Source organism: Limnovirga soli, from assembly GCF_013106755.1.
Lineage (GTDB): Bacteria > Bacteroidota > Bacteroidia > Chitinophagales > Chitinophagaceae > Limnovirga > Limnovirga soli.
This window is the reverse complement of record NZ_WHPF01000003.1, coordinates 292,522-318,608: the sequence shown is the minus strand read 5'-3', so window position 1 is coordinate 318,608 and position 26,087 is coordinate 292,522. Positions and strand designations below refer to the sequence as shown.

Below are 26,087 nucleotides of genomic sequence, written 5' to 3'. Positions count from 1 at the left end.
TGGGCGGATTTGTTTTTTATTACCTCCAAGCTATTCATTATCAATAGAACATGTTAATGGTATGCAAACACAAATTATACTTGCTCATCTGCCATATTTTCCCGTTTAGCGTATATCACTGAGAATGTGAAGCTGGGTTAGATTACTTTTAATTTCAGAAACACGGCAAGCAACCGGGTTTACAAAAATGGTTTTTTCGCTTTAAGCGTTTACATATTTTAGGGTTGAAATTGAAACTGCCGCGGGTGTCTACCTGTGGCTTTTTTTTTGCTTTTTATGCTGCCCATGGCGCTGGAGTACAAGTGAGTGACACAACCAGGCATCATACCTATTCTACAGCCGGTATAATAAAAAAATGGAGTATTATTTTAAAGTGGCAATCTGAAACAGCCTTTACCAGAGCAGCTTATTTATAATCGAGGATGGACAGGCGTTCTTTACAAAAGTCGTATTCATTGATATCGTTGCTGCAAACGATAACGAGTTTTCGGGAGCAGTAATCGTTTATAAGCTGGTGGTAGAGTCGATAGCCGCTGGCATCCAGGTTGGTGCAGGGTTCATCCAGCAATAGCACGGGGGCATCAGTAAAAATAGCTTGCGCCAGTTTTATTCTTTGTTTCATACCGCTGCTATAAAACCTAATTTGCTTGCTTTTGGCAGCAGTTAATCCTATTAACTCCAGGATAGTTGCTATGCTGATATTGGGCAAAAATGATTTGAATTGCGCATGAAACTGCAGGAACTCAGCAGCCGTCATTTCTTCTATTACTTCCAGGTAGGGCGCCGCTATTGAAATACAGGCATGTACTTTTTCTTCATCCACCACCGTTTCTGCAGTATTTGATGAGGTGGAGAATACCAGTTTGCCTTCGCTGGGGGCTATGGCGCCAGCAATTGTTTGCAACAATGTGCTTTTACCACTTCCATTGGGGCCGGTAATTGCGTATGTATTGCCCTGAATAAATTGGTAGCTAAGGTTTCTGAATATCCATTCCCTGTTAAAACGCTTGGCTGCATTGTGTACGGTTATGCTTAAGCCATTGGTAACACCACCGGTGGGTGTTGCATCCATATCTGCATTTGCTAATGAAGGCTGTTGTTGCATGCAAGAAAAATAATGCGGTTAGGCAAATAACAGGTTGGTATTTTACTTTATATATGTTTATAAAGCCGAAAAGAAATTATTCGTCTTCGTTGGCACCTTTGGCAAAACGCTTGATAATACCTCTGCCACTTTCACGAATAAAACCTACAATCTCGTCACGCTCATCGGTAGCCGGAAACTCTTCTTCAATATATTCCAGTGCCTGACTTATGTTGAGGTTTTTGTTATAGATAACGCGGTAAATATCTAAAATACCATTGATTTGCTGAAGGGAGAATCCACGTCTTTTTAACCCAACGCTGTTTACACCGCCATAGCTTAATGGCGTTCTAACTGCTTTGATATAAGGTGGCACATCCTTACTCACCAAACTACCTCCTGCTATAAATGAATGCTGACCAATATGTACAAACTGATGTATGGCACAAACCCCAGCTACAATGGCCCAATCGCCCATTACCACATGTCCGGCACATTGTGAGCTATTACTCATAATACAGTTATTTCCAATAATACAATCATGTGCAATATGGCTGTAGGCCATTATCAGACAATTTTCGCCAACCTTGGTTTTAAAACGGTCAGTTGTGCCTCTGTGTATGGTAACAAATTCGCGGATGGTAGTATTATCGCCAATTTCCACATAGGTTTTTTCCCCATTAAACTTAAGATCCTGTGGAGTGGCTGCAATTACTGCACCGGGGAAAATGCGACAGTTTTTCCCAATACGGGCACCTTCCATGATGGTAACATTACTACCTATCCAGGTACCTTCACCAATTTCAACGTCCTGATGAATAACAGTAAAAGGATCAATCTTAACGTTTTGCGCCAATCGGGCATTGGGATGAATATACGTATGCGGATGAATCATGTGGTCGTCTCCAGCTTCATTTTGCAAAGAAGCGCTTTATTTGTTCGGTTTTAAATCTACCATGTATAAAAATTGCTGCCAGTAAATACCGGCAGCAAAAATAAAGTTATTAATTTAATAACGGTGTAAATCTGCTATTTGTCGGTTTTTACAATCTGTGCCACCAGGTCTGCTTCAGTGGTAACTTTACCTGCAACATAAACAGTACCCTTCATTTCGCAAATACCGCGGCGTATTGGCGATATAAGTTCCATTTTTAAAATCATTGTATCGCCCGGCACTACTTTTTGCTTGAATTTGCAATTATCTATTTTTAAAAAATAGGTGTTATAATTGCCTTCACCCATATTGTTTATGGCCAGAATACCACCTGTTTGTGCCAGCGCTTCAATTTGTAAAACGCCCGGCATTACAGGGTTTCCGGGGAAATGGCCCTGAAAAAATTCTTCATTAAACGTAACATTCTTTATACCAATAATCCGGGTATCGGTAAGTTCAATAATCTTGTCTACCAATAAAAACGGATAGCGGTGAGGCAATGTTTTTTTAATGTGCTCCAAATCAAAAACCGGTGGGCGTGATGGATCGTATACCGGCACATCTTTTACATGCTTATTTTTCTTAATGTATTGTTTTATCTTTTTGGCAAAGTCTACATTGGTACTATGGCCCGGGCGGTTGGCTATTATTTTGGCTTTAATAGGATAACCAATTAATGCCAGGTCTCCTACCACATCCAGCAATTTATGCCTTGCAGGTTCGTTGGGGAAACGTAATTCCAGGTTATTTAGGTAGCCTTCGGTTTTTACTTCAATCTTATCCCGTTTAAAGGCTTTTGCCAAACGGCTCATTTCTTCTTCGGTAACGGGCTTATCTACCACCACAATGGCATTATTAATATCACCACCTTTTACCAGGTTGTTGTCCAGCAACATTTCCAGTTCATGTAAAAAACAAAAAGTACGGCAGGGCGCTATTTCTGCTTTAAAATCCTGCATCTTCTTTAAACCGGCATGTTGAGTGCCTAAAACCGGACTATTAAAATCTATCAGCGTGGTAATCTGGTATTCGAGTGACGGTAACGCCACCATTTCTACCCTTTTGGCTTCGTCGTAATGGTAAATATTTTCGTCAAGGCTGTACCAGCTTTTAGCGGCTTCCTGTTCCAGTACGCCTACTTCTTCAATAATTTCTATAAAGGGCTCGCTGCTGCCATCCATGATGGGAATTTCTGGGCCGTTTAGGCAAATAAGCACATTATCTACGCCCATGCCTACTAGTGCAGCCAATATATGTTCCACTGTACTTACTTTGGCATCGCCTACCTGTAAGGTGGTACCGCGGCTGGTATCTGTTACCAGGTCGCAATCGGCTTTTATAATTGGCTGGTTTGGTAAATCAACCCGTTGAAACTGAATACCAAAACCGGGATTAGCAGGTTTTAGCGTCATATTTACCAATACACCGGTATGTAAACCGGTACCACTTATACTTACTTCGCCGGTAAGTGTATGCTGCCTGTCTGGATTAAAATTCGAATTCATAGCTTGTATTTATATATCCAAAATCGCTGTTATTAGCCCAACCACAGCAAAAGCATTTAACTGCCGTTGCGTCGCACTCTTGTACTTTGGGATATACTATTGAGCAAAATTGGGTGCAAAAATAAGGTTTAACCACATTAGAAGGGTGGTTTTAAAAAAAGCTGCTATTTAACCAACCGATGAAGTGATTGCGACGCAAGGAAAGATGCCATGGGCAATTGGCTGGTATTATACAATGTATTTGCTTACACCAGTTTCTCCTGTAACAGTTGCTGTACCAGTTTTTCCAGTTCGGCAACACGTTTTTCCAACTCAGGTAAATTGCGGCTTACCGCCTGACTGCGTAAGGCGCTGGTATAATCAAAAGCGGGGGAACCGGTTATAACCGTATTGGGGGTTTTTACCGATTTACTTACGCCGCTTTGTGCATTTATCTTGGTACCATCGGCAATTTGAATATGCCCCACAATGCCTGCCTGACCGCCAATAAGTACATTATTGCCAATTTTGGTACTACCACTTACCCCGCTTTGGGCGGCGATAACAGTATTATTGCCAATTTCGGCATTATGGGCAATTTGTATCAGGTTATCCAGCTTGGCGCCTGCTTTAATGATGGTAGAACCCACGGTAGCACGGTCGATAGTAGAGTTTGAGCCTATTTCTACAAAATCTTCGATGATGACATTGCCAATTTGCGGTATTTTCTGGTAAGTTCCATCGGGCTGCGGGGCAAATCCAAAACCATCGCCACCCACTACTGTACCAGAATGAATGGTTACATTTTTACCTATAATGCAATCAGCATAAATTTTTACGCCGGGCATTAGAATGGTATTTTCACCCAGGGTAACATTAGTGCCAATATATACGCCCGGAAATATTTTAACATTATTACCAATAGTACATTGCTCGCTTATATAGGCAAAAGCACCTAAGTAAACATTACTACCCAACACCGCACTGGCATGTATAAATGAGGGCTGCTCTATACCGCTTAACTGCTGGGTGGCCATTTGCTGGTATTTATGCAGTAAAGTAGCAAAAGCAGTATAGGCATCGATTACCCGAATAAGTGTGGGTTGCACGGGTTGCTTTAACTCCTGACTTTCATTTACAATTATAATAGCCGCCTTAGTGGTATATAAATAATCTTCGTATTTGGGATTGGATAAAAAACAAAGCTGGCTAGGGGTGGCTTCTTCAATTTTGCCAAATGAATCAACTACTGAAGAGGCATTGCCTTCTACACGACCATTGATTAGTGCGGCTATTTGCCCTGCAGTAAATTGCATACGTATCTGGTTGAATGTTTATCTACTAAATTTCTGCTTTAAAACTGAATTTCTGCACAATTAATTATTCAGTTAAATAACAAATGTAAAATTTTTTTACCGGCATTGACAGTGTTTGGCTAATCAGGGCATTATCAACCCCCGAAATGTTTTTAACGCTACCGTCTTTAAATAATATATTAATATGCTCATCTCCCTGGGCATAAGTGGTGTTTTGTGTTTGTCCTGTAAACACAAAATACCGGGCTTCTTCCACTGATATTTGCAATGCTTCAGCAGCTTTAACCCTGAACTGGTTAACCAGAGTTTCCTCAAAACAAGCTGTTTGCAACTTACACTTTAACAGTTTCCGGTTTAAAATGTTTTTGCAAAGGGTAGCCAGTACTTTATCGGGATGATGCATCCACTCTTTTACCGAACTAACCACATCATAATCGTCCAGATGGCAAAATTCGAAAAGGCGCTCATACATTTCCTGCTTATTGTATGAGTGGTTAAGAAACATATTTAAAGTGGATGAAGAACAGCTTGCTTTTATTTCCCGGGCCCTTTCTATAATGTGCACCAGCATTTTCTCAGCCGCTAAAACAGTTTTATGCAGGTATACCTGCCAATACATTTGCCTGCGGGCTACCAAAAATTTTTCTACACTGTAAATGCCCTTTTCTTCTACCATTAACTGGTTATCGGCTACGGTAAACATTTTTAAAATGCGGTCGTAGCCAATAACGCCTTCGCTTACGCCGGTAAAAAAGCTATCGCGGGTTAAATAATCCATACGGTCTACATCCAGTTGGCCGCTGATGAGTTGATGCAGAAACGGCTTATGGTATTTGCCCGTAAAAATGCTAATGGCAAGGGAAAGTTCATTATTAAATGCTGCGTTAAGGGATTGCATAATTTGCAGACTAAGCGCTTCGTGGTGTACACCGGGAATTAATACATGCTCCAATGCATGAGAAAAGGGGCCATGGCCAATATCGTGTAATAAAATGGCGGCTTTAACGGCCAATTCTTCCTCTGCGGTAATGGGTACACTTTTATTCCGCAGTTCATTAACGGCAAGACACATTAGGTGGTAAGCACCCAAAGAGTGATGCAGGCGGGTATGAACGGCCCCGGGGTAAACCAGGTGTGCCAGCGCCATTTGGTGTATACGCCTTAAACGCTGATAATAGGGATGCGCAATAATCTTAAACAGCAACGGATGATCGATAGTGATAAAACCATGTACGGGATCGTTGATAATTTTTCTCTTGGGTACTTGCATGCCTGTTGGTGATATGTTAAATTGATAAACCCTTAACGCCGTAAAAGTACAACATGTAGTGGTTTGTATTTTTATGTTCTAATTTGGCGCAATTGCAAAGCCTGGTAATATATAAAAGGCATGAATTGTGTAATACAAGTATGGGCCAGGCATTTTATCTATGTGCATCATCCTTGCGTCGCACACTTGAACTGCAGAATAGGCATTGGCTGTTGGCTAATAGCTAAAGGCTAACAGCTAAAAGCACATTTGGTTCAGAAAGTACAAGAGTGCGACGCAAGTAAAGCCTGATACAAGTATTGCAGCCGGGCTAATACCATTGCTTATACAATTATCGTTAGAGTAAAATAAGGCCAGCTGCATAAATTAAATTAACTTAATAGCATTAATAAAATATTGGATATGTCATTAGCAACTATACTTTGGGTAGACGATGAAATAGAAAGCCTTCAATCGCAAAAAATATTTTTACAAAACAAGGGGTATACAGTGCATACCCTTAATAATGGTTTTGATGCCATAGACTTTGTAAAGGAACATTATATTGATGTGGTATTGCTGGATGAATCGATGCCCGGCATTACCGGACTGGAAACCCTGCAAAAAATAAAGGAAATTAATAACCAGATACCGGTGGTGCTGATAACCAAGAACGAAACCGAAAACCTGATGGATGAAGCCATTGGCAGCCAGATATCAGATTACCTGATAAAACCTGTAAACCCCAATCAGGTATGGTTAAGTCTTAAAAAGATTATAGATAATAAAAGGCTGGTATCAGAAAAAACCAATACCGCCTACCAGCAGCAGTTTAGAAATTTATTTATGGCCCTTAACAGCAGCCCGGATTATAATGAATGGATGGACATTTATAAAAAATTGGTTTACTGGGAGCTGGAAATGGAAAAGAGCGATAGTCCGGAAATGAGGGAAATTCTGCAATCGCAAAAGCAGGAAGCCAATACAGAGTTTTTTAAATTTATCTCTAAAAACTATGCTGGCTGGTTAAACCCAAAAACCAGTAATGCACCGGTAATGAGCCATAACCTGTTTAAAAACAAGGTATTACCCACACTGGAAAAAGGCGTACCCACTTTTTTTATTGTAATAGACAATCTGCGCTACGATCAATGGAAAAGCATACAACCCATTTTTGCAGAAAGTTTTAGAATTGCCGAAGAAGATACTTTTTACAGTATTTTACCCACCGCTACCCAATATTGCCGCAATGCCATATTTGCCGGTCAAATGCCTATTGATATTGAAAAGCAATTCCCCATACAATGGAAAAACGATGAAGATGAGGGTGGTAAGAATATGTTTGAAGAAGAGTTTTTTAAAGGGCAGTTAAAAAGATTAAGAAGAGAAGATATTAAATACAGTTATACCAAGGTGGTACATCATCACGACGGGCAGCAGATGCTGAACAATATTCATAATCTGCTAAGCAATGATTTAAACATTATTATTTACAATTTTGTGGATATGCTTAGCCATGCCCGCACAGAAATGGAAGTATTAAAAGAACTTGCCGCCGATGAAATAAGCTACCGCAGTATTACCCGTAGCTGGTTTGAGCATAGTCCGCTACATCAGGCACTTAAAAAAATTGCCGATAAAAAAATAAATATTGTATTGGCCACAGACCATGGAAGTGTTAGGGTTAAAACGCCTTATAAAGTAATTGGCGATAAACAAACCACCGCCAATCTGCGCTATAAACATGGTCGTAATTTAAACTACGAAGCAAAAGAAGTGCTGGCCTTCCGCGACCCTAAAGAGGCTGGCTTGCCCACACCTACAGTAAATTCCAGCTTTATTTTTGCAAAGGAAGATGGTTTTTTATGCTACCCCAATAACTACAATTACTATGTAAATTATTATAAAAACACCTTTCAGCATGGGGGCATTAGTATGGAAGAAATGATCATTCCGGTAATAAAAATGACGAGTAAATAGTGAATGGCGGTTTAAATAACCGGACCAAACAGGTGGCAACCTGTGGATAAAACAGGCATTATATAACAAAGAGTAGATTTAATTTTGCCCTACTTATAACCCCCCTTTAGGGGATGAGGAAGAGATGAAGATTACACAAACAAGCTTAGATAAACTGTCGAATATACTGGGCGAATCTGATTATACGGTTCGCTATGAAAGAGGCACTTTTCAAAGTGGGTGGTGCCTGCTGGAGGCAAAGAAAATGGTAGTGCTGAATAAGTTTCTGGATACTGAGGGCAGAATTAATACCCTTATTGAGCTAATACCCCAACTAAAAATAGATTTTGATAAACTTACCCATGAATCTCAAAAATTATACGAAGAGGTTTTGAAGAAAACTACTTTAGAAAGCAAATAGGTTTTATTTTTGAATTGTGAGCTACCCATCCCTCCACATAACATTTTTAGGCACAGGCACCAGCACCGGTGTACCCATGATTGGTTGCAACTGCAATGTGTGTACTTCTGCTGATACAAGAGATAACCGCTTAAGAACAAGTATACTAATTGAAACTGCCCATACCAATATTGTAATTGATACTACGCCGGATTTCAGGCAACAAATGTTAAGAATTAACAACCACAAGCTGGATGCGGTTTTATTTACCCATCCGCATAAAGATCATACCGGCGGGCTGGATGATGTGCGTGCCTATAACTTTTTCTCAGGTAAAGCAATGGATGTATATGCCAATTCACTTACCGAAGAAGCCTTAAAAAGAGAATTTGCTTATGTATTTGCAGATAAAAGATACCCCGGCATACCAGAGTTAAACCTGATTACCATAGATGAAACCCCTTTTAATATTAACGATGTACCGGTAATACCCATAATGGTGTGGCACTATAAAATGCCGGTATACGCCTACCGTTTTGGCAATTTCACCTATATAACCGATGCTAACCGAATTGACGAAGCACAAAAAGAAAAAATAAGAGGCAGCGAAATTATGGTGGTAAATGCTTTACGCAAAGAAGACCATATCTCGCATTTCACCTTACAGCAAGCCATAGATTTGGTAGAAGAACTCGAGGTTAAAGAAGCATACTTTACGCATATTAGCCACCAATTGGGGCGGCACGAGGAAATTGAACACATATTACCGGCACACATTCATATGGCATACGATGGCTTGCAGTTAACAGTATAACATAATTGGCTTTTACCCTAATACTTTTTTTATGTGGCAAAAAACATGGAAAGACTATTTTACTTTCACCAAAAAAGAAAGAATTGCCATAAGTATATTGCTTGCTATTATTGTAGTTGCTGCGCTATTACCTTTTATATTTACGCCTTCGTTTAAGGAACCATTTGTGCGGGCCGATTTACAGGCACAGCTTAATGCCGCACAATCATCTGCTGAAAGTGGATTAGCAGATAATGCTAATGCTACTAATTCATTTCACCCATTTAAATTTAATCCCAATACAGTTACCGCATCAGCATTGGAAGCAATGGGCGTACAGGAAGATGAAATAAACGCAATTATAATTTTCAGACAAAAAGGTGGTAGCATTGGTAGCCCTGAAGCTTTTGCAAAAATACCAGGCATTAATAGCAATACCGTAAACCTGTTAATGCCTTATATAAGCCTAGACATAACACAGGATACAATAGTAAAAGCGCCAATTGTAAAACAAGAAAAAGCTGTTGCAAAAAAGAACAATAAAATGATTGATATTAACACAGCTTCCGCTTCTGATTTTGAAACCCTGCCGGGCATTGACGAAGCATTGGCTAACCGTATTGTAAAATTCAGAACTACCATTCATGGTTTTACTGCGATAGAAGATATTGTTAATACCTCTGGACTTGATAAAGATCTATTTGAAACCATAAAACCTTATTTAACCATTTCGGTTTATAAGGAGCCGGAATAACAAAATCTATCTGCTGCATATTGTACCATCAGTACAAGAGTGCGACGCAAGCGGCGATGCCATGAGCACCTAAAGTATGGCTAAAACAAGGCTGCTTTATTTACAATTTGCATCATCGGGCTTTATATAATAGCTTTTATATTTTTTTGATTTCGGGTTCATGCATCCCTGTAAATTTAAAATTTCTACTTTACGAAAATCTATCGGCTGCCCCTCGCTTTGCAATGCAATAAAACCAGATGACAAAAGCTTGCCATCAATCTTAATTTCAGGCTTATAATTGTTTACCACACCACCACCAATTTGGGGTTTGGTGTATTGTAAAACTGTATCGCCGTTAATGATATGTGTTACCAGCGAATCGCCCAGCACTATTAACTCGGCACGTACCCATTGGTCGCCATCATAGGTTTTAGAGGTAGATTCTATGCAATGTCTTGGATCTATTTTCCCATTGTATACCACATCTGTACCCGGCGAGCACATATTACCCGTAGGCCTTGGCTTACCATCGCCCAAACCGGCTAACAGCTGAAACTCAACAGAAATAGGCCAGTCCTGATCTTTAGGCATGGTATGCGGGTCTTGAGAATGAAACATAATCCCGCTGTTTTCCAGGGTATATTCAGGGGCATCCTTTTTCCATTCGCCCACAAACCTATACTCTACCACCAGCTTATAATAGGAATAGGGCGTATTAAAATACAGGTGACCAAACTGTTCGTTAAATGCACCATAATTATCGTAGCGTACTTTTACCATACCATCTTCTACCCTAAACGTATTACCGAAATTCTCCCCTACTTCATGATGGTTAATTTTTACTGTCCAATCTTTTATATCCTTGCCATTAAACAGGCTAACCCAATTTTCTTTATCCACCTTTTTTTGTGCATTACTTGCAACAGTACACAAAGCAGCAAATAGCAGGCAACAGGCAAATTTTTTCTTCATCAGTGTAGTATTTATAGTTTCAAAAATTGGCATAAAAGATAAGCAAAACAATTTAACCGGCTTTGGTAAATTCAATTAGGGGCTATCGGCAAATTATTTTTATTAAGCTGTTGTCCGGGTGTTACGTTGCAAGTCCTCGCTCACTTTGTTCGCTGCGGGCTTTCCACTTCACCCCCGCAGCCATTCGGCTACAGATTATCTATGCAGCTAAACAGTAGTTGATGTTTATCTTCACAAAAAATTTAGTGCACATGTTAAACAGTTTTGTAGTAAAAGGCAATCTGGCAGATGTATGGAGCAAAACCATTTACACTGCAGCCATTACCATACACAACGGTATGATAGAACAAATTACCAGCATACATTCAACACCAACAGACGGTTTACCCTTTATAATACCCGGCTTTACTGATAGCCATGTTCATATAGAAAGCAGCATGATTATACCCAGCGAATTTGCCCGGTTGGCTACACCACATGGCACTGTTGCAACTGTAAGCGATCCGCATGAAATTGCCAATGTATGCGGCATCGAAGGCGTGAGGTTTATGATTGAAAATGGCAAAAAAGTGCCTTTTAAATTCAATTTTGGGGCACCCAGTTGTGTGCCTGCCACCATATTTGAAACCGCAGGCGCTGCATTAAATAGTCAGGATATAGAAGCACTGCTGCAAAGCCCCGATATAAAATACCTGAGTGAAATGATGAATTTTCCCGGAGTGCTATTTAAAGATGAGGAAGTAATGCGCAAAATAGCCGCTGCCAAAGCGGTTAATAAACCGGTGGATGGTCATGCCCCCGGCTTACGTGGGGAACAGGCCAAACAATATATTGAAGCCGGAATGTCTACAGATCATGAATGCTTTACCAGCGAGGAAGCACTGGATAAACTGCAATACGGCATGAAGATTTTAATACGCGAAGGCAGTGCCGCCAAAAATTTTGAAGCGCTTATTCCGCTATTGCAAGAACATTACGCAAACATGATGTTTTGCAGCGATGATAAACACCCTGATAGTCTTGAAGCAGGCCATATAAATCAGCTTTGCGCCAGGGCGATTGCCAAAGGGGTTGATATTTTTAAAGTTTTACAGGCTGCTTGCATCAACCCGGTTTTACATTATAAACTGGATGTAGGTTTATTAAGAACAGGAGATGCAGCAGATTTTATTCTGGTAAATAACCTGCAGGATTTTAAGGTGCTTAACACCTATATCAATGGCCAACTGGTTGCAAGCGATGGAAGCAGCCATATTGTATCTGTTGCTGAAATGCCAATAAACCAGTTTACCTGTGAGCCGGTTTTGGCAAAGGATCTTATTGTTGCCTACAATGGCAAATCACAAATACCCGTTATAGAAGCGCTTGATGGCCAGCTGATTACCAATAAACTATTACTCCCACCACTGGTAGAAAATGGAGCCATTATTAGCAATACAAAAGCGGATGTATTGAAGGTGGTTGTTATAAACCGCTATCATGCGGCACCTGTGGCAAAAGCTTTTATTAAAAACTTTGGATTTAGGCATGGTGCCATTGCATCAACTGTAGCTCACGATAGCCATAATATTATTGCGGTAGGTGCAGATGATGAAAGTCTGGCTAAAGCCATTAACCTTGTAATTGCTGCAGCCGGCGGTGTAAGTTGCGTAAGTAAACACAACGAACAGGTATTGCCGCTACCTGTAGCAGGTTTAATGAGCCTGGAAGACGGATACAAAGTTGCTGCGGCTTACACAGCAATAGATGGCATGGCCAAATCGCTGGGGTCTACCTTATCTGCACCATTTATGACACTCAGTTTTATGGCTTTATTGGTGATACCCCATTTAAAATTAAGCGATAAAGGCCTGTTTGATGGAGACAGTTTTAGCTTTGTATAATTGATTATTGCTATTTGCTGCATAGCATTACTTCGGTACAAGTGTGCGACGCAAGTAAAGCTGCATTAAAGTTGTGCTGGCTGGCTACAAAAAATTATTTATCTTTTGTACTGGCTGTAATTGCGGTTGCCTGCATTATAGAAAGCGAGACGCTATCTGTACCTTTTGGCAAGCGATATTTTGTTTTAAAAGCCTTGCTGGTATTGGGTTGTATGGCATCATCAATAATATCCTCATGTTCTTCGGTTAAGGTCCCTTGTTTATAACAAAGCATTTTTATGCGCACATCCTTATAAGCCATTACTACCGCATGGTTGTGAATATTGCCCCTTATAACAGTTTGGCCAATAAGGTTCTTTTTTTATCCCCCGAAACGGATAAAAATTGCAGTGGCTTTTTTTGTTCTTTTTCTGCAATGGTTTCTTTGCTGGTTTGGTAGCCATTATCTTTTGCTGCATTGCCGTTGCCGCAGGCAAAAAGCAGTAGTGTAATTAAAATTAGAAAACCGTATTTCATAAAAACAGTATTAGATGATAAACGTTTTTTATGCGGTAAATATTACCGGTTATGCCTCCTGCCCTATCCATACTGCGCCGCCAATACTGCTACGGCTGGCGCCTGTAACGGAGTGCAGCACTGTGTTTTCTTCCCTCCAGCGCATTACACCCAACAAAGCCATAATCAAGGCCTCTTTATTGGCTACTACAGCGGTTTCTGGCACTACCAGCTGAATGCCAAAAACACCCAATGACTCACGCAAACGATCAATTAAAAATGTATTGAACGCCCCTCCACCGGTTACCAATAATTGTTGGTGCCTGTTATTGGTTTTATCTGCCTGGGGTAATAACTGGTTAATTGCATATATCAATTGTTGTACAATATGCTCAGTATAGGTTCTTAAGGCATCTCTTGTTTCTGGTTGCTGTTTTGTTATTAGCGCAAATACGGTATCGGTGCCAAAACTATTGTCCAGTGACTTTGGAAAAGGTTGCTTATAATAATCCAGATTATTGAGTTGTGTAAGCAAGACAGTGTCTATAACCCCTGATTTTGCAAGGGCTCCGCCTTCGTCAAATGGTTTACCTAATTCTGCAGCCAGCATATTTAAAACCCTGTTGGCGGCACAAACATCAAAAGCTATATAGCTTTGACCTGTGTTGCAGGATATATTGGCAATGCCGCCAAGGTTTAAACAAAAACCATAATCGGCGAATAACATTTTCTCGCCTAATGGCACTATGGGGGCGCCCTGACCACCCAATGCCAGATCCATAGCCCTTAAATCGCTAACGGTATTTATACCGGTAACGGCAGCAATGGCAGCACCATCTCCTATTTGCAGCGTAGTATTGTTATCTGGTGCGTGAAAAACAGTGTGGCCATGACTGGCAATTATTTGTACTTTATGGTGCAGGTTATTGGTATCAATAAAATTATTCGCCTGTTCCCCAATCCAATGGCCATAGGCAGTATGCAATACACTGTACTCCTGTACACTTAAATGAAGTGCATTTTTTAAATTGTTGTACCAATAATCGTTATAGGCAATACAATCAGTACATATGATTTGATAAGACCATTTACCGGCACTGTTATCCAGCTCTGTATACACTATGTCTAACCCGTCTAAAGAGGAGCCACTCATTAATCCAATTGCCCTGTACATCATAACCCTGGCTTTAAAATATTTTAGTTTTAAGGCAGATATCTTTTTATTTCCCTTTCCACATCTCTCTTGCGGATAGTATCTCTTTTATCATGTTCTTTTTTACCGCGGCCCAGACCAATTTCCACTTTAACCAGGTTTTTTTCGTTCATAAAAACCTTTAATGGCACAATGGTGAAACCCTTTTCTTTTATTTTGGTTTCCAGTTTTTTTAGTTCCCTTTTGGTAAGCAGTAGTTTTCTGTCGTGTACAGCTATATGGTTGTTTACTGTACCATGAGAATATTCGGCAATATATAAGCCCCTTACCCAAAGTTCGCCATGATCGAACATACAAAAGGCATCATTAAAACTTACCTTACCATCACGTATAGATTTTACCTCAGTACCCAGCAATACAATGCCTGCCACATATTTATCTTCTATCTGGTAATTAAAGTACGCCTGCCTGTTATTCATTTCTTTTGCTGCCATAAAAAAAGTCCCGTCTATAACAGAACGGGACAAAATTACCTTATAATGAATGAATTAATTTCTAAAAAGCACAATCAATTGCGCCAGCCTGTCTTTGAGCTTGCTTCTGTCTACAATAAAATCCAGAAAACCATGATCCAGCAAAAACTCACTGCGTTGAAAACCGGGAGGCAAATCTTTCTTAATGGTTTCTTTAATAACACGTGGGCCCGCAAAACCAATTAGGGCGCCGGGTTCGGCAATATTTAAATCGCCCAGCATACCAAAGCTGGCAGAAATACCACCAAAAGTTGGGTCGGTTAATAAAGAAATAAATGGCAACTGCGCATCGCTTAGTTGTGCCAGCTTACCACTTGTTTTGGCTAACTGCATTAAACTAAATGCGCTTTCCATCATCCTGGCACCACCACTTTTACTAATTACCATATAAGGTAAATGATACTCAATGCAATAATCTACCGCCCGGCTAAATTTCTCGCCCATTACACTTCCTAATGAGCCGCCAATAAATTCAAAATCCATACAGGCAATAACCATTTCCTGTCCGTTAAGTTTACCAACGGCTACCCGCATACTATCTTTCAAATCAGTTTTGGCGTGTATCTCGTCTAACCTTTTTTGGTAAGGCTTTAAATCGGTAAAGCCAAGAAAATCTTTAGACCGGATATTATCAAACAGCACTATATATTCCTGATTATCAAATAATATGTCGTAGTAATCTTCACTGCCAATACGGTGGTGATAATTACATTTAGGGCATACATATAAGTGTTCTTTCAGTTCTGCAGTGGTGCATATGTAGTTACACTCGGGGCATTTGTTCCATAAACCTTCCGGTGTTTCTTTTTTATCGGCAGTAGAGGTGGTAATGCCTTTTCTTAAGCGTTTATACCATTTTCCTTTATGTTCTGTAGCATGTTCTGGTATATTTTCACCCGAAAGACTATTATCAATATCTTCTTCCTTTTTTATACTCATAATGCGAAATTGAGGATAGCAAAAATAAGGAGTTTGGTGAATAAGCAATTTTTTTAAGCCATGTTCTGCAGTCAAATAATTGCAACTCACTTATTTTCAACTATATATAAGTAATTTTAGTTTAAAATTAGTATTGCAAAATGCATGTAAACTTTGCATTGATCTGTTCAATTTCCCGGTAAAACAGTATTATGGCGTTGCCCTTAGGGGCCGGGCTTTGCGCTGCAAGTCCTCGCTTACTGCGTTCGCTGCGGGCTTTACGCTACAATCCCTAACGCTATTATTTTTACCGTATTGCCGAATAATGATATACCGTACAAGTGAGTGACACAACAGGCGTTGCCATTATACCCTTTAGCCGGCAACAGAAAGCTTTTACACCTTTAAAAAAATCTTTTGCCTGTACATAAAATACAAAAACAGCCATTTTACAAATACATAGCATATGGACATAATTACAATATTATAGGGATTACCAATAAGCTGTCCCAGCCAGCCAAATGTACTATTGGTAGTATATTCCCATTCTATAAAATGCCCCGACATGTAGATGAGAATGGAGTTCATACCTATTATTCTAAAAAAGAAAGCCCATTTTTTATAGCCCAACACATCAATTACATAAAAAAACAACGATAATAAAATAAGGCTATAGCCACCCACATTTAACACAAAGGAGCTGGACCATAAGTTTTTGTTGATAGGAAAATCGAGATCCCACACATGTGCCATGCCCACAAAAAAAACACCAACAATAAACATGCGTAAAGCCTTTGCTGTTTGGGTATGGGTACCATGCTTTAAATAGTTGCCGGTTAAAATACCCAATAAACCAGTACTGATAGCAGGTATGGTAGATGCTAAACCTTCGGGATCGTGAATACCCAGGTATAATTTACCGGGCAATACCAGCCTGTCTATATAAGAAGCAAAATTGCCTTCCATGGTAAGATCGCCGGGGGCAAAACCTGGTGCGGAAGTAAATTTTAGCAAGAGCCAATAGCCAATGATAAGTGCCCAAAACCAAATTATTTGCCCACGTTCTTTGGTGTACAAATAAATAATATTGGCAAACATATATGCTAAACCTATACGGCCTAAAACACTGCCAAATCTTATTTCTGCAATAGGCTGTATGTTAAGTCCGTTGTTTGCAATAAGGCCAAGTAATACTAAAATAAGCCCACGCTTAATTACCCTAAACAAAAGTGCTGTGCGGCTTGCACCTTTTTCCAGCTCGCGGCCAACAGAATAAGGGGTGGCTACGCCTGCCATAAATAGAAACATGGGAAAAATAAGATCATAAAAATGAAAACCATTCCAGGCCGGGTGGGTAAGTTCTTCGGAAAAACCTTGCCAGAAAGATGAGCCGGTTGCTTTAGACATGGCGTGTACAATTTCTTCGGCGCCCATGATCCAAAACATGTCAAAACCGCGAAGCGCATCTAATGAATAGAGCCGCTGCGGTGCAGTGCTTGGTTGAAACATAATCGTTGTTTGGTTAATTGATGATACAGCAATTTAACCAAACGATTGATGTAAGCTATTAAAAATCAAATTTATAAGGAGAATATAAGGTTGAAAAAAGGGGTATATATATTTTATAATTCAGCTATTGCTATTGCTATTGAACGGGGGTATTATTTTCCCCATCACTTATCATTATTTTGGTAAGCTCATTTAGCTGATGCACTTTATGCTGAAAATCGCCTTTTAGGCGGTTGCGTATTTGCTGCACATTATTCAATACTTCATCCAGCTCATCGGGCAATAGCTCATTGAATATTTCTTTTAATCTTTTAGCCACTGTGGGCGATTTACCATTGGTAGAAATAGCCAGCCGCAGATTACCTTTTGTAACAATAGAGCCCAGATAAAAATCGCATAGGTCGGGCTTATCGGCCACATTAATCAGCTTGCCTTTTTTCCGGGCATCGTTTCTGATGATGATGCTTAATGGAATATCATTTACTGCCGAAATAATAATATCACAATCATCCAGATAATCGGCATTGTATGCCCCTTCAATAATAGTAATATTATTAAAAGATGCTGCCGCCTCCCTAAATGCAGGGAAAACCTCTTTGGCAACCACCAACACCTTTGTAGCCGGCGCATTGTTTAAAATGGCAGTTAATTTTTCCAAACCAACATAACCTGCCCCCAGTAACAACACCTTCATTTGTTCCAGTTTTAAAAAAACAGGGAACAATGTATTGGTATTGCCTGCAGGCATTTGTGTATTGGTATGTAAGCCGGTATTTTCCATATTGCTATACATATTGTTGCCTTACCACAAAATCGCCAAATGATTCTTTCTGATGACGCAATTGTACAAAGTTGCCAAACAAAATATCCAGCTCATCCAATATCTCGACTTCATTCAGGTTTTCTTTATATAGTTTGTTTAGTCTGGTGCCAATAACATCTGCACCCAGATGCATATTATATCGCCCATAGGCAGTACCAATAAATCCAATTTCAGAAATATAGGGTCTTGCACAACCATTTGGGCAACCCGTCATACGTATATTAATACCTTCTTCCTGCAACTGGTGCTTTGCCAATACGGTTTCAATCTTTGTTATTAAATCGGGTAAATAACGTTGAGCTTCAGCCAATGCCAGCGGACAAGTATTAAAAGATACACAAGCCATTGCATTTTTTCTCACCTGAGATGCCTCGGTTGTAACTTTAATGATATTATGCTGTTCCAAAATAGCAGCTACAAACTCCTTATCAGCTGGTGCAATTTCGCTAATAATTATATTTTGATTGGTGGTAAACCTAAATGCAGCTTTACCCGATTTGGCAATGGTAAGAAAAGCAGTTTTATATTGCACATTGTCATCATCCAGCAAACGGCCATTTTCTACAAAAGCTGTATAATACCACAATCCTTCATGGTTTTGAAACCAGCCATACTCATCGTGGCGATATGTAAAAATGGCTTTCTTTAGCGGCGCAAATACAACACCTGCACGGCGCTCCACCTCAGCCTTAAATACATCAATACCCATTTTATCAATAGTATATTTTAGACGCGATAATTTCCTGTCGCTGCGGTTACCATTATCTCTTTGAACAGTGGCAATTTCATATACCACTTTTAAAATATCCTTTTTAGGCACATAACCAAATGCAGTAGCCAATCTTGGATAAGTATCAGGATTACCATGTGTAGTACCCATGCCACCGCCGGCAGCTACATTAAAACCAATAAGTTTTTCTTTTTCAATTATGGCCGTTAAACCAATATCGTTGGTATACAAATCCACATCGTTATAAGGTGGTATGGCAATGGCAATTTTAAATTTTCTGGGCAAATAGCGATTCTCGTATAATGGATCTTCCTCATTTACCTCGGCCAGCTTTTCCTCATCCAGCCAAACCTCATAATAGGCTTTTGTTTTAGGCAATAAATGCGTACTTATTTTATCGGCATATCCAAATACTTCCTCGTGTACGGCAGAATATTTTGGATGAGCGCTACAGGTTACATTGCGGTTAACATCGCCACAAGCTGCAATTGAATCTAGATGCACTTTATTAAAGTCGCTTAGCACAGGTTTAATATGACTGCGCAAAATACCATGCAACTGTACAGTTTGTCTTGTAGTAATTTTAATAACATGTGTGGCATGTTCGCTGGTTATATTATGCAGTGCTTCCCATTGCTGTGCATTTAAATATCCGCCGGGCAAACGCAGCCTTATCATAAAAGAATATAAACGATCCAGCTTTTTTGCGGCACGTTCTTCTCTTCTGTCCCTGTCGTCTTGCATATACATGCCGTGAAACTTGATAAGCGTTTGGTCATCTTCACGTATGGCACCGGTATGTTCATCCAATAAACTTTCAGCTAAAGTACCCCTTAACCCTTCACTGGCTTTTTTTATACGCTCTACTGGCGATTCGTTGGGTGTTGACATATTACATTGTACGTTTTATGTTGTACTAAATACATTTAATATTTTACTTTTTTGTACCCGGCAATAGTTGTACTATTTGGCTGTACTTGCGTCGCACTCTTGTACTGTTTGATTAACCAGCAGCAAAAACTCAATGTGAATTTTCTGGCTGCATTGCATTACTGCTGTACAAGTGAGTGACACAACGAAGCTGTATAGCAGCACTTTAGCCGGCTACAAAATGTTGTTGTTTCACTGCTTTACTAATACACATCTTTATGATATCTGTCTTCTTCCTTTAGTTTCAACAGGTAAGCCTGTGCTTCTTCGGCCGTGGTGTTTTTATACTGTGCAATAATTTGAAGCAGGGTGTTTTCCACGTCCACACTCATGGGCTCTTTGGTACCGCTGATGTACACAGTGGCCCCATTATCTATCCACTCAAATAATTCGGCTGCATGTTGTAACATCCTGTGTTGCACATACACTTTCTCCTGCTGATCTCTTGAAAAAGCCGTATTTAATTTATTAAGTACGCCCGTTTCCAGAAAAGACTGCATTTCTGTCTGGTATAAAAAATCGGTTACAAAATGTTGTTCTCCAAAAAAGAACCAATTACGGCCAGTAGCGCCCTGTGCATCTCTTTCGTGCAGAAATGAACGGAACGGCGCAACACCGGTGCCGGGGCCAATCATAATAATGTCTTTTTCTTTGGCCGGCAGTTTAAACGAGTTATTTTTTTGAACGTATATCTGCAGTGTATCGCCTTCTTTTAAAGTAGACAGGTAATCTGAACACAGGCCATGTCTTTTATGACCGTCTATATTAAAAGTATTTCTGCTTACTGTTAGATGTACTTCATTTTCACCATGGGCCAAAGGCGAAGATGAAATGGAATACAGTCGTGGAATAATAGTGCCCAATATGCTGATTAACTGTTGCACATCTATGGCTTTATCAGCAGGGTAAATACGCAATAAATCTGCCAGGTCCATGCGTATAGAAGGAATTTCTTTGGCAACCAGTTTGGCATATAATTGTACTACCCTTGCAGGCAAATATTGAATGGTAAGCTTGTTGGTAAACAAGGTTGCTGCGGGTAAATTTTCCTCTTTATGTTTAAATATTTCACTGCCATTTAGCTGCAATAATTCTAATATTTTTTGTACCAACGCAGCATTGTTTTTTGCCATAATGCCAATAGCATCTCCGGCTTCGTACACAATGGGTTCTTCGGTAGTAAATTCCAGGTGATAGGTTTCTTTATTAGAACCTCTGTCGTTTAGGTTAATGCTGGTAACAACTGTAGCATCATACAATTTTCTGCCAGCCTTAGCGGGTTTGGTTTCTGCAACGGCTTTTGCAACCGCTACCGGCTTTACAGTTGGTTTTGTTTGAACAGCTGTTTTAATTAATTCATTAATCCAATTATTGGCATCCTGTTCAAAATCTACATCACATTTTTTTACGGGAAGAATTCTTTGCGCACCTAACTGGTTTAATCTGTGGTCTACATCTTCCCCCGTTTTACAGAACAAGGGATAAGCAGAATCACCCAAGGCCAATACCCCATATTTTACATGGTTTAAAGCCAGTTCATTTTCATGAATATAATCATAGAATTTTTTGGCTGCGGCCGGCGGCTCACCATCGCCCTGTGTGCTTATTACCAGTACAAGATTGGTTTCTTTTACCAAATCAGTTAACCGGTATTGATCGAGGCTTTTTATTTTAGCAGCTACCCCTTGTTTCTTAAGGGTATTATTAAATTCTACTGCAACTTTTTTTGAATTGCCGGTTTCTGTGCCATACAAAACGGTACAGGCAGATAATGCAGTTGCACCCTCAATTTGGGGTAAAGCTTCCGGAATGGTAATATTTACCGGTGTATCAGTAAGTGCAGCAATATAACCGCTTATCCAAATAAGTTCATCTCTGGTAGCGCCCTGCACCAGCTCATTCAGCGACTTTAGTTTAGGCTCTGCTAACATGCGATAATGATTGAGTATGTTGTATTAATGATATTAATTCCGGATAATCCTGTAAGGGAGTAAAATAGGGTTGCCTTGCCTCGCTATTGGGCAACCAGGCAAACTGTTTATATAAAGCAGTAACCCTGCCCATAATTACTAATGAAGGACTAACAAAATCAGCATGCAATTCGTTATTATAGTTGCCCAGGGTAAACTCATGCACATATTGCTGTGGTGTGGTAGCTTGCTCAATTACTAAAAAAGGAATATCTGCAGCAGCACCGGCCTGCAATAATTGGTGCACCAATTGGGGTAAGGCAGCCCCTGTCATATAAAACACCAAGGTATCGTCAAATCTTGCCAGCTGCTGCCAGGCAGCAGGTGATATTGCCTCATGCTGGTAATAGGTTAAAACCCTAACACCGGTTGAGTAGCCCCTTGCCGTAAGCGGAACCCCCGTATATGCAGAAGCTCCAGATAAGGCAGTGATGCCTGGAATAATTTCGTAACTAATATTATTGGCTTTAACAGTAAGCAGTTCATCCAACACGTTGGAATAAAGAGACACATCACCACCCTTTAAGCGAACAACATTTTTATACATGCCGGCAAACTGAACAATGATGTCATTTATTTCTGGCTGTGGAGTAGAAGCATTACTGCGACCTTGCTTACCCACTGGAATTACAATGGCATTGGCAGGCACATAGGTGTTAATAATTGCATCGCCTACCAGCCTGTCTGTAATTACCACATCGGCCATTGCTAAAATGCGTGCAGCTTTAACGGTTAATAAATCCGGATTACCCGGACCTGCCCCCACAAAATATACTTTACCATTTTTCTGCTCACTCATTAGTCTACAATTTTGGTAGATTATGTTATAAAATAAAAAGCAAATCCAACTACAATGAATTACACTGCCAGCAACAACAGGTATACTTGATCTGTTTACACTTATTACCCGTAACAAAGCCTACAGATGCATTCTGAGCTATGTTAAATCGGGTAAAATTTGTTCTTAATAAAATCATGGTAATCGTTGTTTAAAAAAAATAGAATAAGCTGGTAAAACAGTATCAATTAGCATTTGCCCTTACAGCAAGGCATGCAAATATGTTTGGAAACAGTGCAACAACGATTAAAAGAAAGCTTATTCATTAGTCTACTAAATTGGTGGTGCAAAGAAAATACACAAACATTAGTCTACCAAATAAATAGGAAGATTAACAAAATTTAATAAGTGAACGTTTGTGAGTTATATCGCATTTCGAAAGAACAGTAGCAGGGTTTTAATTTTTGTGCTTATGAGCCAGACTTTAGTGCGAGGATCAACCCAGTTGCGTCGCACACTTGTACTTTCTGATTATGCAGCAGCAAACAGCGGAAAAAATATAAAAGCAGAATTAATACAGGGTTTTATTCCCCTTTTCCTGCCATTCGGCAAACATTTCAATGGCATTGGTGCTATCAAGGCATTGCATAGATAGCTTACGTAAATGCATGGGCCGGGCCATTTCTTCATATATAAAGGCATCATCAAAGCCTATGGCGGCGGCATCAGCTTTGGTATTGGCAAAATATACTTTATCCGGCCGAGCCCAGTAAATGGCGCCCATACACATGGGGCAGGGTTCGCAGCTGGCATACAGTTCGCAACCAGTAAGCTGAAAGCTTTGCAGATAAGCACAAGCCTGCCTAATGGCTACCACTTCGGCATGCGCCGTGGGATCGTTGGTGGCCAATACGGTATTACAGCCACTGGCAATTATCTGATTGTTTTGTACAATAACACAACCAAAAGGACCGCCTTTGCCAGCACGCATACCTTCCAGCCCCACGGCAATGGCTTGCTGCATAAAAATTTCTTCTCTGGTCATAAAGCAAAATTATAACACTTGCTTTTATGGTGCGTAGCCAGCTTTTGGCTATTGCATTGCTGCCCATTGATATGTACGTACAAGAGTGCGACGCAACGGCTGCCATATGCATGTACCACAGCCGGGTACATACTATTTACCAAATTTTTTCTTTAGCAAACTTAAGGCATCGGTCATATTCATGTTTGCAGTATCCTCTGCCTGTTTTGAACTATTTGTTTTTGGCTGATAAACGGGTTTATTGGCAGCAGCTTTCCTATCAGGCATTTCCTGTGTTTGCTTTATACTAAGGGCAATGCGTTTACGGGCAATATCTACTTCAGTTACTTTTACCTGCACTTTATCGTTAAGTTTCAGTACCTCGTTGGGGTCGGTAATGTATTTATGCGCTATTTCGCTTACATGCACCAGGCCATCCTGCTTAACACCAATATCAATAAATGCTCCAAAACGGGTAATATTGGTTACCACACCCGGCAATACCATGCCTGCCTGTACATCTTCAATTTTATAAATATTGGCAAACTCAAATTGTTGGGCTTCACTTCGCGGATCGAGGCCGGGCTTTTTTAATTCGTTTAGGATATCTTTTATGGTGAGTTCGCCAATGGTTTCTGAAATATATTGTTGGGGTTGTATTTGCTTAATCAAAGTTTCGTTACCAATTAGCGAAGCAATATTTTGCTGTAAATCAGCCGCCATTTTTTCTACCACAGGGTATGCCTCGGGGTGAACGGCACTGGCATCTAAAGGATTATTGCCATTTTGGATACGCAAAAAACCGGCACATTGTTCGTAGGCTTTGCCGCCAAGTCGGGCTACTTTGAGCAGTTCTTTCCTATCGGTAAACTTGCCTATCTCATTGCGGTGCCTGATAATATTTTCTGCAATTGATGGCCCAATACCACTTACATAACTAAGCAAATGCTTACTGGCCGTATTTAAATTTACCCCAACTGCATTTACACAGCTAACCACGGTTTGATCCAATTTTTCCTTTAAGCGGCTTTGGTTTACATCGTGCTGGTACTGGCCAACACCAATACTCTTGGGGTCTATTTTTACCAGCTCAGCCAGGGGGTCCATCAACCTGCGGCCAATACTTACTGAGCCGCGTACGGTAATATCTTCATCAGGAAATTCTTCCCTTGCTATTTCTGAAGCTGAATAAACAGAAGCACCATCTTCATTTACTAAAAACACCGGCAAACCCAATTGCAGCTTTTTGATAAACTGTTCTGTTTCCCTGCCTGCTGTACCATCTCCAATAGCAAATACTTCAATATTATATTGTTTTACCAGTTCTTTTATTTTGTATTCAGCATCGTATATTCTATTGGCTTCATGTATAAATATCAGGTCTGTTTTCTGTAAATCGCCTTTTTCGTTTAAGCAAACTACCTTACAACCAGTGCGGTAGCCCGGATCGATGGCCAGAATTTTTTTACTACCTAAAGGAGAACTAAGTAACAGCTGCCTCAGGTTTTCAGCAAAAACATTTATGGCATCTTCATCAGCTTTTTGTTTTAATGCGGTGCGAAATTCTGTTTCCAGACTGGGCTGCAATAAGCGGCGGTACGCATCTTTAATGGCTTTACGCAATTGATCGGAACTGCTGCTGATGCCTTTGATAAACAATGGCTCAATAATATCCAGGGCATCCTCCTCAACCGGGGCAATAGACATACGCAAAAAGCCTTCCAGAAAACCCCTTAATACAGCCAGAATTCTATGCGATGGCACTTTAAAAACAGGCTCACTAAAGTCGAAATAATCTTTATATTTTACCCCTTCAGTTTCTTTATCGGCCAGCACCTTACTTTGTAATAAGGCTGTATCTTCAAACAGCTTACGCATTTTTGCACGTACCGTGGCATCCTCATTTACCATTTCTGCAATAATATCACGTGCACCCTGCAAGGCATCCTCTGCGGTTTTTACTTGTTCGGTAATATAGTGGCTGGCTTCGGCAATGATATCGGTATTCTTTTGTTCCAATAATAATAATGCCAATGGCTCCAAACCGTTTTCACGGGCTATTAACGCCTTGGTTTTCCGCTTGGGTTTATAGGGCAAATAAATATCTTCAAGACCGGCAATGGTGGTAGCCTTATTTATTTTTTCCTGCAAAGCATCGGTCATTTTCCCCTGCTCGGTAATGGTTTTTTCTATTACAGCTTTTCGCTCGGTAAATTCTTTTAATTGTTTTGCTTCGTCTTGTATTTGCTGTATCTGCACCTCGTCTAAATCACCGGTTTTGTCTTTACGGTAACGGGCAATAAAAGGTATGGTTGCCCCTTCTTCCAGCAATTCAAGTACGGCTGCGGCCTGTGCAGTTCTAATTTTTAATAATTGCGCAATGGGTTGAGCAAATGCTAACATGCTATAAATAT

The 26,087-nt window shown here is 40.1% G+C and carries 23 protein-coding genes; 5 read left to right on the top strand and 18 right to left on the bottom strand.

The window, feature by feature from the left end:
- Positions 1–406 precede the first annotated feature (406 nt).
- From GD597_RS05240 to GD597_RS05220, 5 genes are all read right to left on the bottom strand, one after another.
- Positions 407–1,105: an ABC transporter ATP-binding protein gene (locus tag GD597_RS05240; protein WP_235954190.1), complete on the bottom strand. Its 699-nt coding sequence runs from the start codon at positions 1,103–1,105 to the stop codon at positions 407–409.
- Between the two features lie 76 nt (positions 1,106–1,181).
- Positions 1,182–2,006, bottom strand: coding sequence for an acyl-ACP--UDP-N-acetylglucosamine O-acyltransferase (gene lpxA, locus GD597_RS05235; protein WP_235954189.1), 825 nt, complete (start codon positions 2,004–2,006; stop codon positions 1,182–1,184).
- Positions 2,007–2,113: 107 nt separating this feature from the next.
- Entirely contained in the window at positions 2,114–3,523 is a 1,410-nt protein-coding gene (locus tag GD597_RS05230) for a bifunctional UDP-3-O-[3-hydroxymyristoyl] N-acetylglucosamine deacetylase/3-hydroxyacyl-ACP dehydratase (protein WP_171606767.1), read from the bottom strand.
- Positions 3,524–3,768: 245 nt separating this feature from the next.
- Positions 3,769–4,818, bottom strand: a complete 1,050-nt coding sequence (gene lpxD / locus GD597_RS05225) for a UDP-3-O-(3-hydroxymyristoyl)glucosamine N-acyltransferase (protein ID WP_171606766.1) — start codon at positions 4,816–4,818, stop codon at positions 3,769–3,771.
- A 64-nt stretch (positions 4,819–4,882) separates the two neighbouring features.
- Positions 4,883–6,088, bottom strand: a complete 1,206-nt coding sequence (locus GD597_RS05220; protein ID WP_171606765.1) for an HD domain-containing protein — start codon at positions 6,086–6,088, stop codon at positions 4,883–4,885.
- Between the two features lie 402 nt (positions 6,089–6,490).
- Here GD597_RS05220 and porX point away from each other — a divergent pair, with 402 nt between their 5' ends.
- The 4 genes from porX to GD597_RS05200 all read left to right on the top strand — a co-directional run bounded on the left by porX (position 6,491) and on the right by GD597_RS05200 (position 9,973).
- Entirely contained in the window at positions 6,491–8,047 is a 1,557-nt protein-coding gene (porX, locus tag GD597_RS05215; RefSeq protein WP_171606764.1) for a T9SS response regulator signal transducer PorX, read from the top strand.
- A 124-nt stretch (positions 8,048–8,171) separates the two neighbouring features.
- Positions 8,172–8,447, top strand: coding sequence for a hypothetical protein (locus GD597_RS05210; protein WP_171606763.1), 276 nt, complete (start codon positions 8,172–8,174; stop codon positions 8,445–8,447).
- A 16-nt stretch (positions 8,448–8,463) separates the two neighbouring features.
- The gene (locus GD597_RS05205) at positions 8,464–9,240 is read left to right on the top strand and encodes an MBL fold metallo-hydrolase (RefSeq protein ID WP_317170285.1); all 777 of its coding nucleotides are present in this window, start codon (positions 8,464–8,466) and stop codon (positions 9,238–9,240) included.
- A gap of 31 nt (positions 9,241–9,271) precedes the next feature.
- Entirely contained in the window at positions 9,272–9,973 is a 702-nt protein-coding gene (locus tag GD597_RS05200) for a ComEA family DNA-binding protein (RefSeq protein WP_171606762.1), read from the top strand.
- A gap of 96 nt (positions 9,974–10,069) precedes the next feature.
- On the opposite strand, the gene GD597_RS05195 is transcribed toward GD597_RS05200, so the two are convergent.
- Positions 10,070–10,927 carry a 3-keto-disaccharide hydrolase gene (locus GD597_RS05195; protein WP_171606761.1) on the bottom strand — a complete coding sequence of 286 codons (858 nt, stop codon included), beginning with the start codon at positions 10,925–10,927 and terminating at the stop codon, positions 10,070–10,072.
- Positions 10,928–11,178: 251 nt separating this feature from the next.
- On the opposite strand from GD597_RS05195, the gene ade reads away from it, so the two are divergent.
- Complete coding sequence (gene ade / locus GD597_RS05190; protein WP_171606760.1) at positions 11,179–12,810, top strand: adenine deaminase; 1,632 nt, start codon at positions 11,179–11,181, stop codon at positions 12,808–12,810.
- Between the two features lie 94 nt (positions 12,811–12,904).
- Here ade and GD597_RS05185 read toward each other — a convergent pair whose 3' ends face one another.
- From GD597_RS05185 to GD597_RS05130, 12 genes are all read right to left on the bottom strand, one after another.
- The gene (locus tag GD597_RS05185; RefSeq protein ID WP_171606759.1) at positions 12,905–13,111 is read right to left on the bottom strand and encodes a hypothetical protein; all 207 of its coding nucleotides are present in this window, start codon (positions 13,109–13,111) and stop codon (positions 12,905–12,907) included.
- A 29-nt stretch (positions 13,112–13,140) separates the two neighbouring features.
- A complete protein-coding gene (locus tag GD597_RS05180; protein WP_171606758.1) occupies positions 13,141–13,326 on the bottom strand; it encodes a hypothetical protein in 186 nt (61 codons plus the stop codon).
- 49 nt (positions 13,327–13,375) lie between these two features.
- Positions 13,376–14,482 carry an anhydro-N-acetylmuramic acid kinase gene (locus tag GD597_RS05175; protein ID WP_171606757.1) on the bottom strand — a complete coding sequence of 369 codons (1,107 nt, stop codon included), beginning with the start codon at positions 14,480–14,482 and terminating at the stop codon, positions 13,376–13,378.
- A gap of 26 nt (positions 14,483–14,508) precedes the next feature.
- Complete coding sequence (gene smpB / locus GD597_RS05170) at positions 14,509–14,952, bottom strand: SsrA-binding protein SmpB (protein WP_171606756.1); 444 nt, start codon at positions 14,950–14,952, stop codon at positions 14,509–14,511.
- Positions 14,953–15,006: 54 nt separating this feature from the next.
- A complete protein-coding gene (gene accD / locus GD597_RS05165; protein WP_171606755.1) occupies positions 15,007–15,930 on the bottom strand; it encodes an acetyl-CoA carboxylase, carboxyltransferase subunit beta in 924 nt (307 codons plus the stop codon).
- Positions 15,931–16,305: 375 nt separating this feature from the next.
- A complete protein-coding gene (locus GD597_RS05160) occupies positions 16,306–17,418 on the bottom strand; it encodes an acyltransferase family protein (protein WP_171606754.1) in 1,113 nt (370 codons plus the stop codon).
- Positions 17,419–17,554: 136 nt separating this feature from the next.
- The gene (locus GD597_RS05155) at positions 17,555–18,199 is read right to left on the bottom strand and encodes a precorrin-2 dehydrogenase/sirohydrochlorin ferrochelatase family protein (RefSeq protein ID WP_216368511.1); all 645 of its coding nucleotides are present in this window, start codon (positions 18,197–18,199) and stop codon (positions 17,555–17,557) included.
- Between the two features lie 4 nt (positions 18,200–18,203).
- Positions 18,204–19,862 (bottom strand): NADPH-dependent assimilatory sulfite reductase hemoprotein subunit, encoded by a 1,659-nt coding sequence (locus tag GD597_RS05150; RefSeq protein ID WP_171606753.1) that lies wholly within the window; start codon positions 19,860–19,862, stop codon positions 18,204–18,206.
- 242 nt (positions 19,863–20,104) lie between these two features.
- Positions 20,105–21,832 (bottom strand): diflavin oxidoreductase, encoded by a 1,728-nt coding sequence (locus tag GD597_RS05145; protein ID WP_171606752.1) that lies wholly within the window; start codon positions 21,830–21,832, stop codon positions 20,105–20,107.
- Positions 21,816–22,670, bottom strand: coding sequence for a uroporphyrinogen-III C-methyltransferase (gene cobA, locus GD597_RS05140; protein WP_171606751.1), 855 nt, complete (start codon positions 22,668–22,670; stop codon positions 21,816–21,818). Before cobA ends, GD597_RS05145 begins: the two co-directional genes overlap by 17 nt.
- Positions 22,671–23,220: 550 nt before the next feature.
- Positions 23,221–23,694 (bottom strand): nucleoside deaminase, encoded by a 474-nt coding sequence (locus GD597_RS05135; protein ID WP_171606750.1) that lies wholly within the window; start codon positions 23,692–23,694, stop codon positions 23,221–23,223.
- A 132-nt stretch (positions 23,695–23,826) separates the two neighbouring features.
- Complete coding sequence (locus GD597_RS05130; RefSeq protein WP_171606749.1) at positions 23,827–26,076, bottom strand: Tex family protein; 2,250 nt, start codon at positions 26,074–26,076, stop codon at positions 23,827–23,829.
- Positions 26,077–26,087 lie beyond the last annotated feature (11 nt).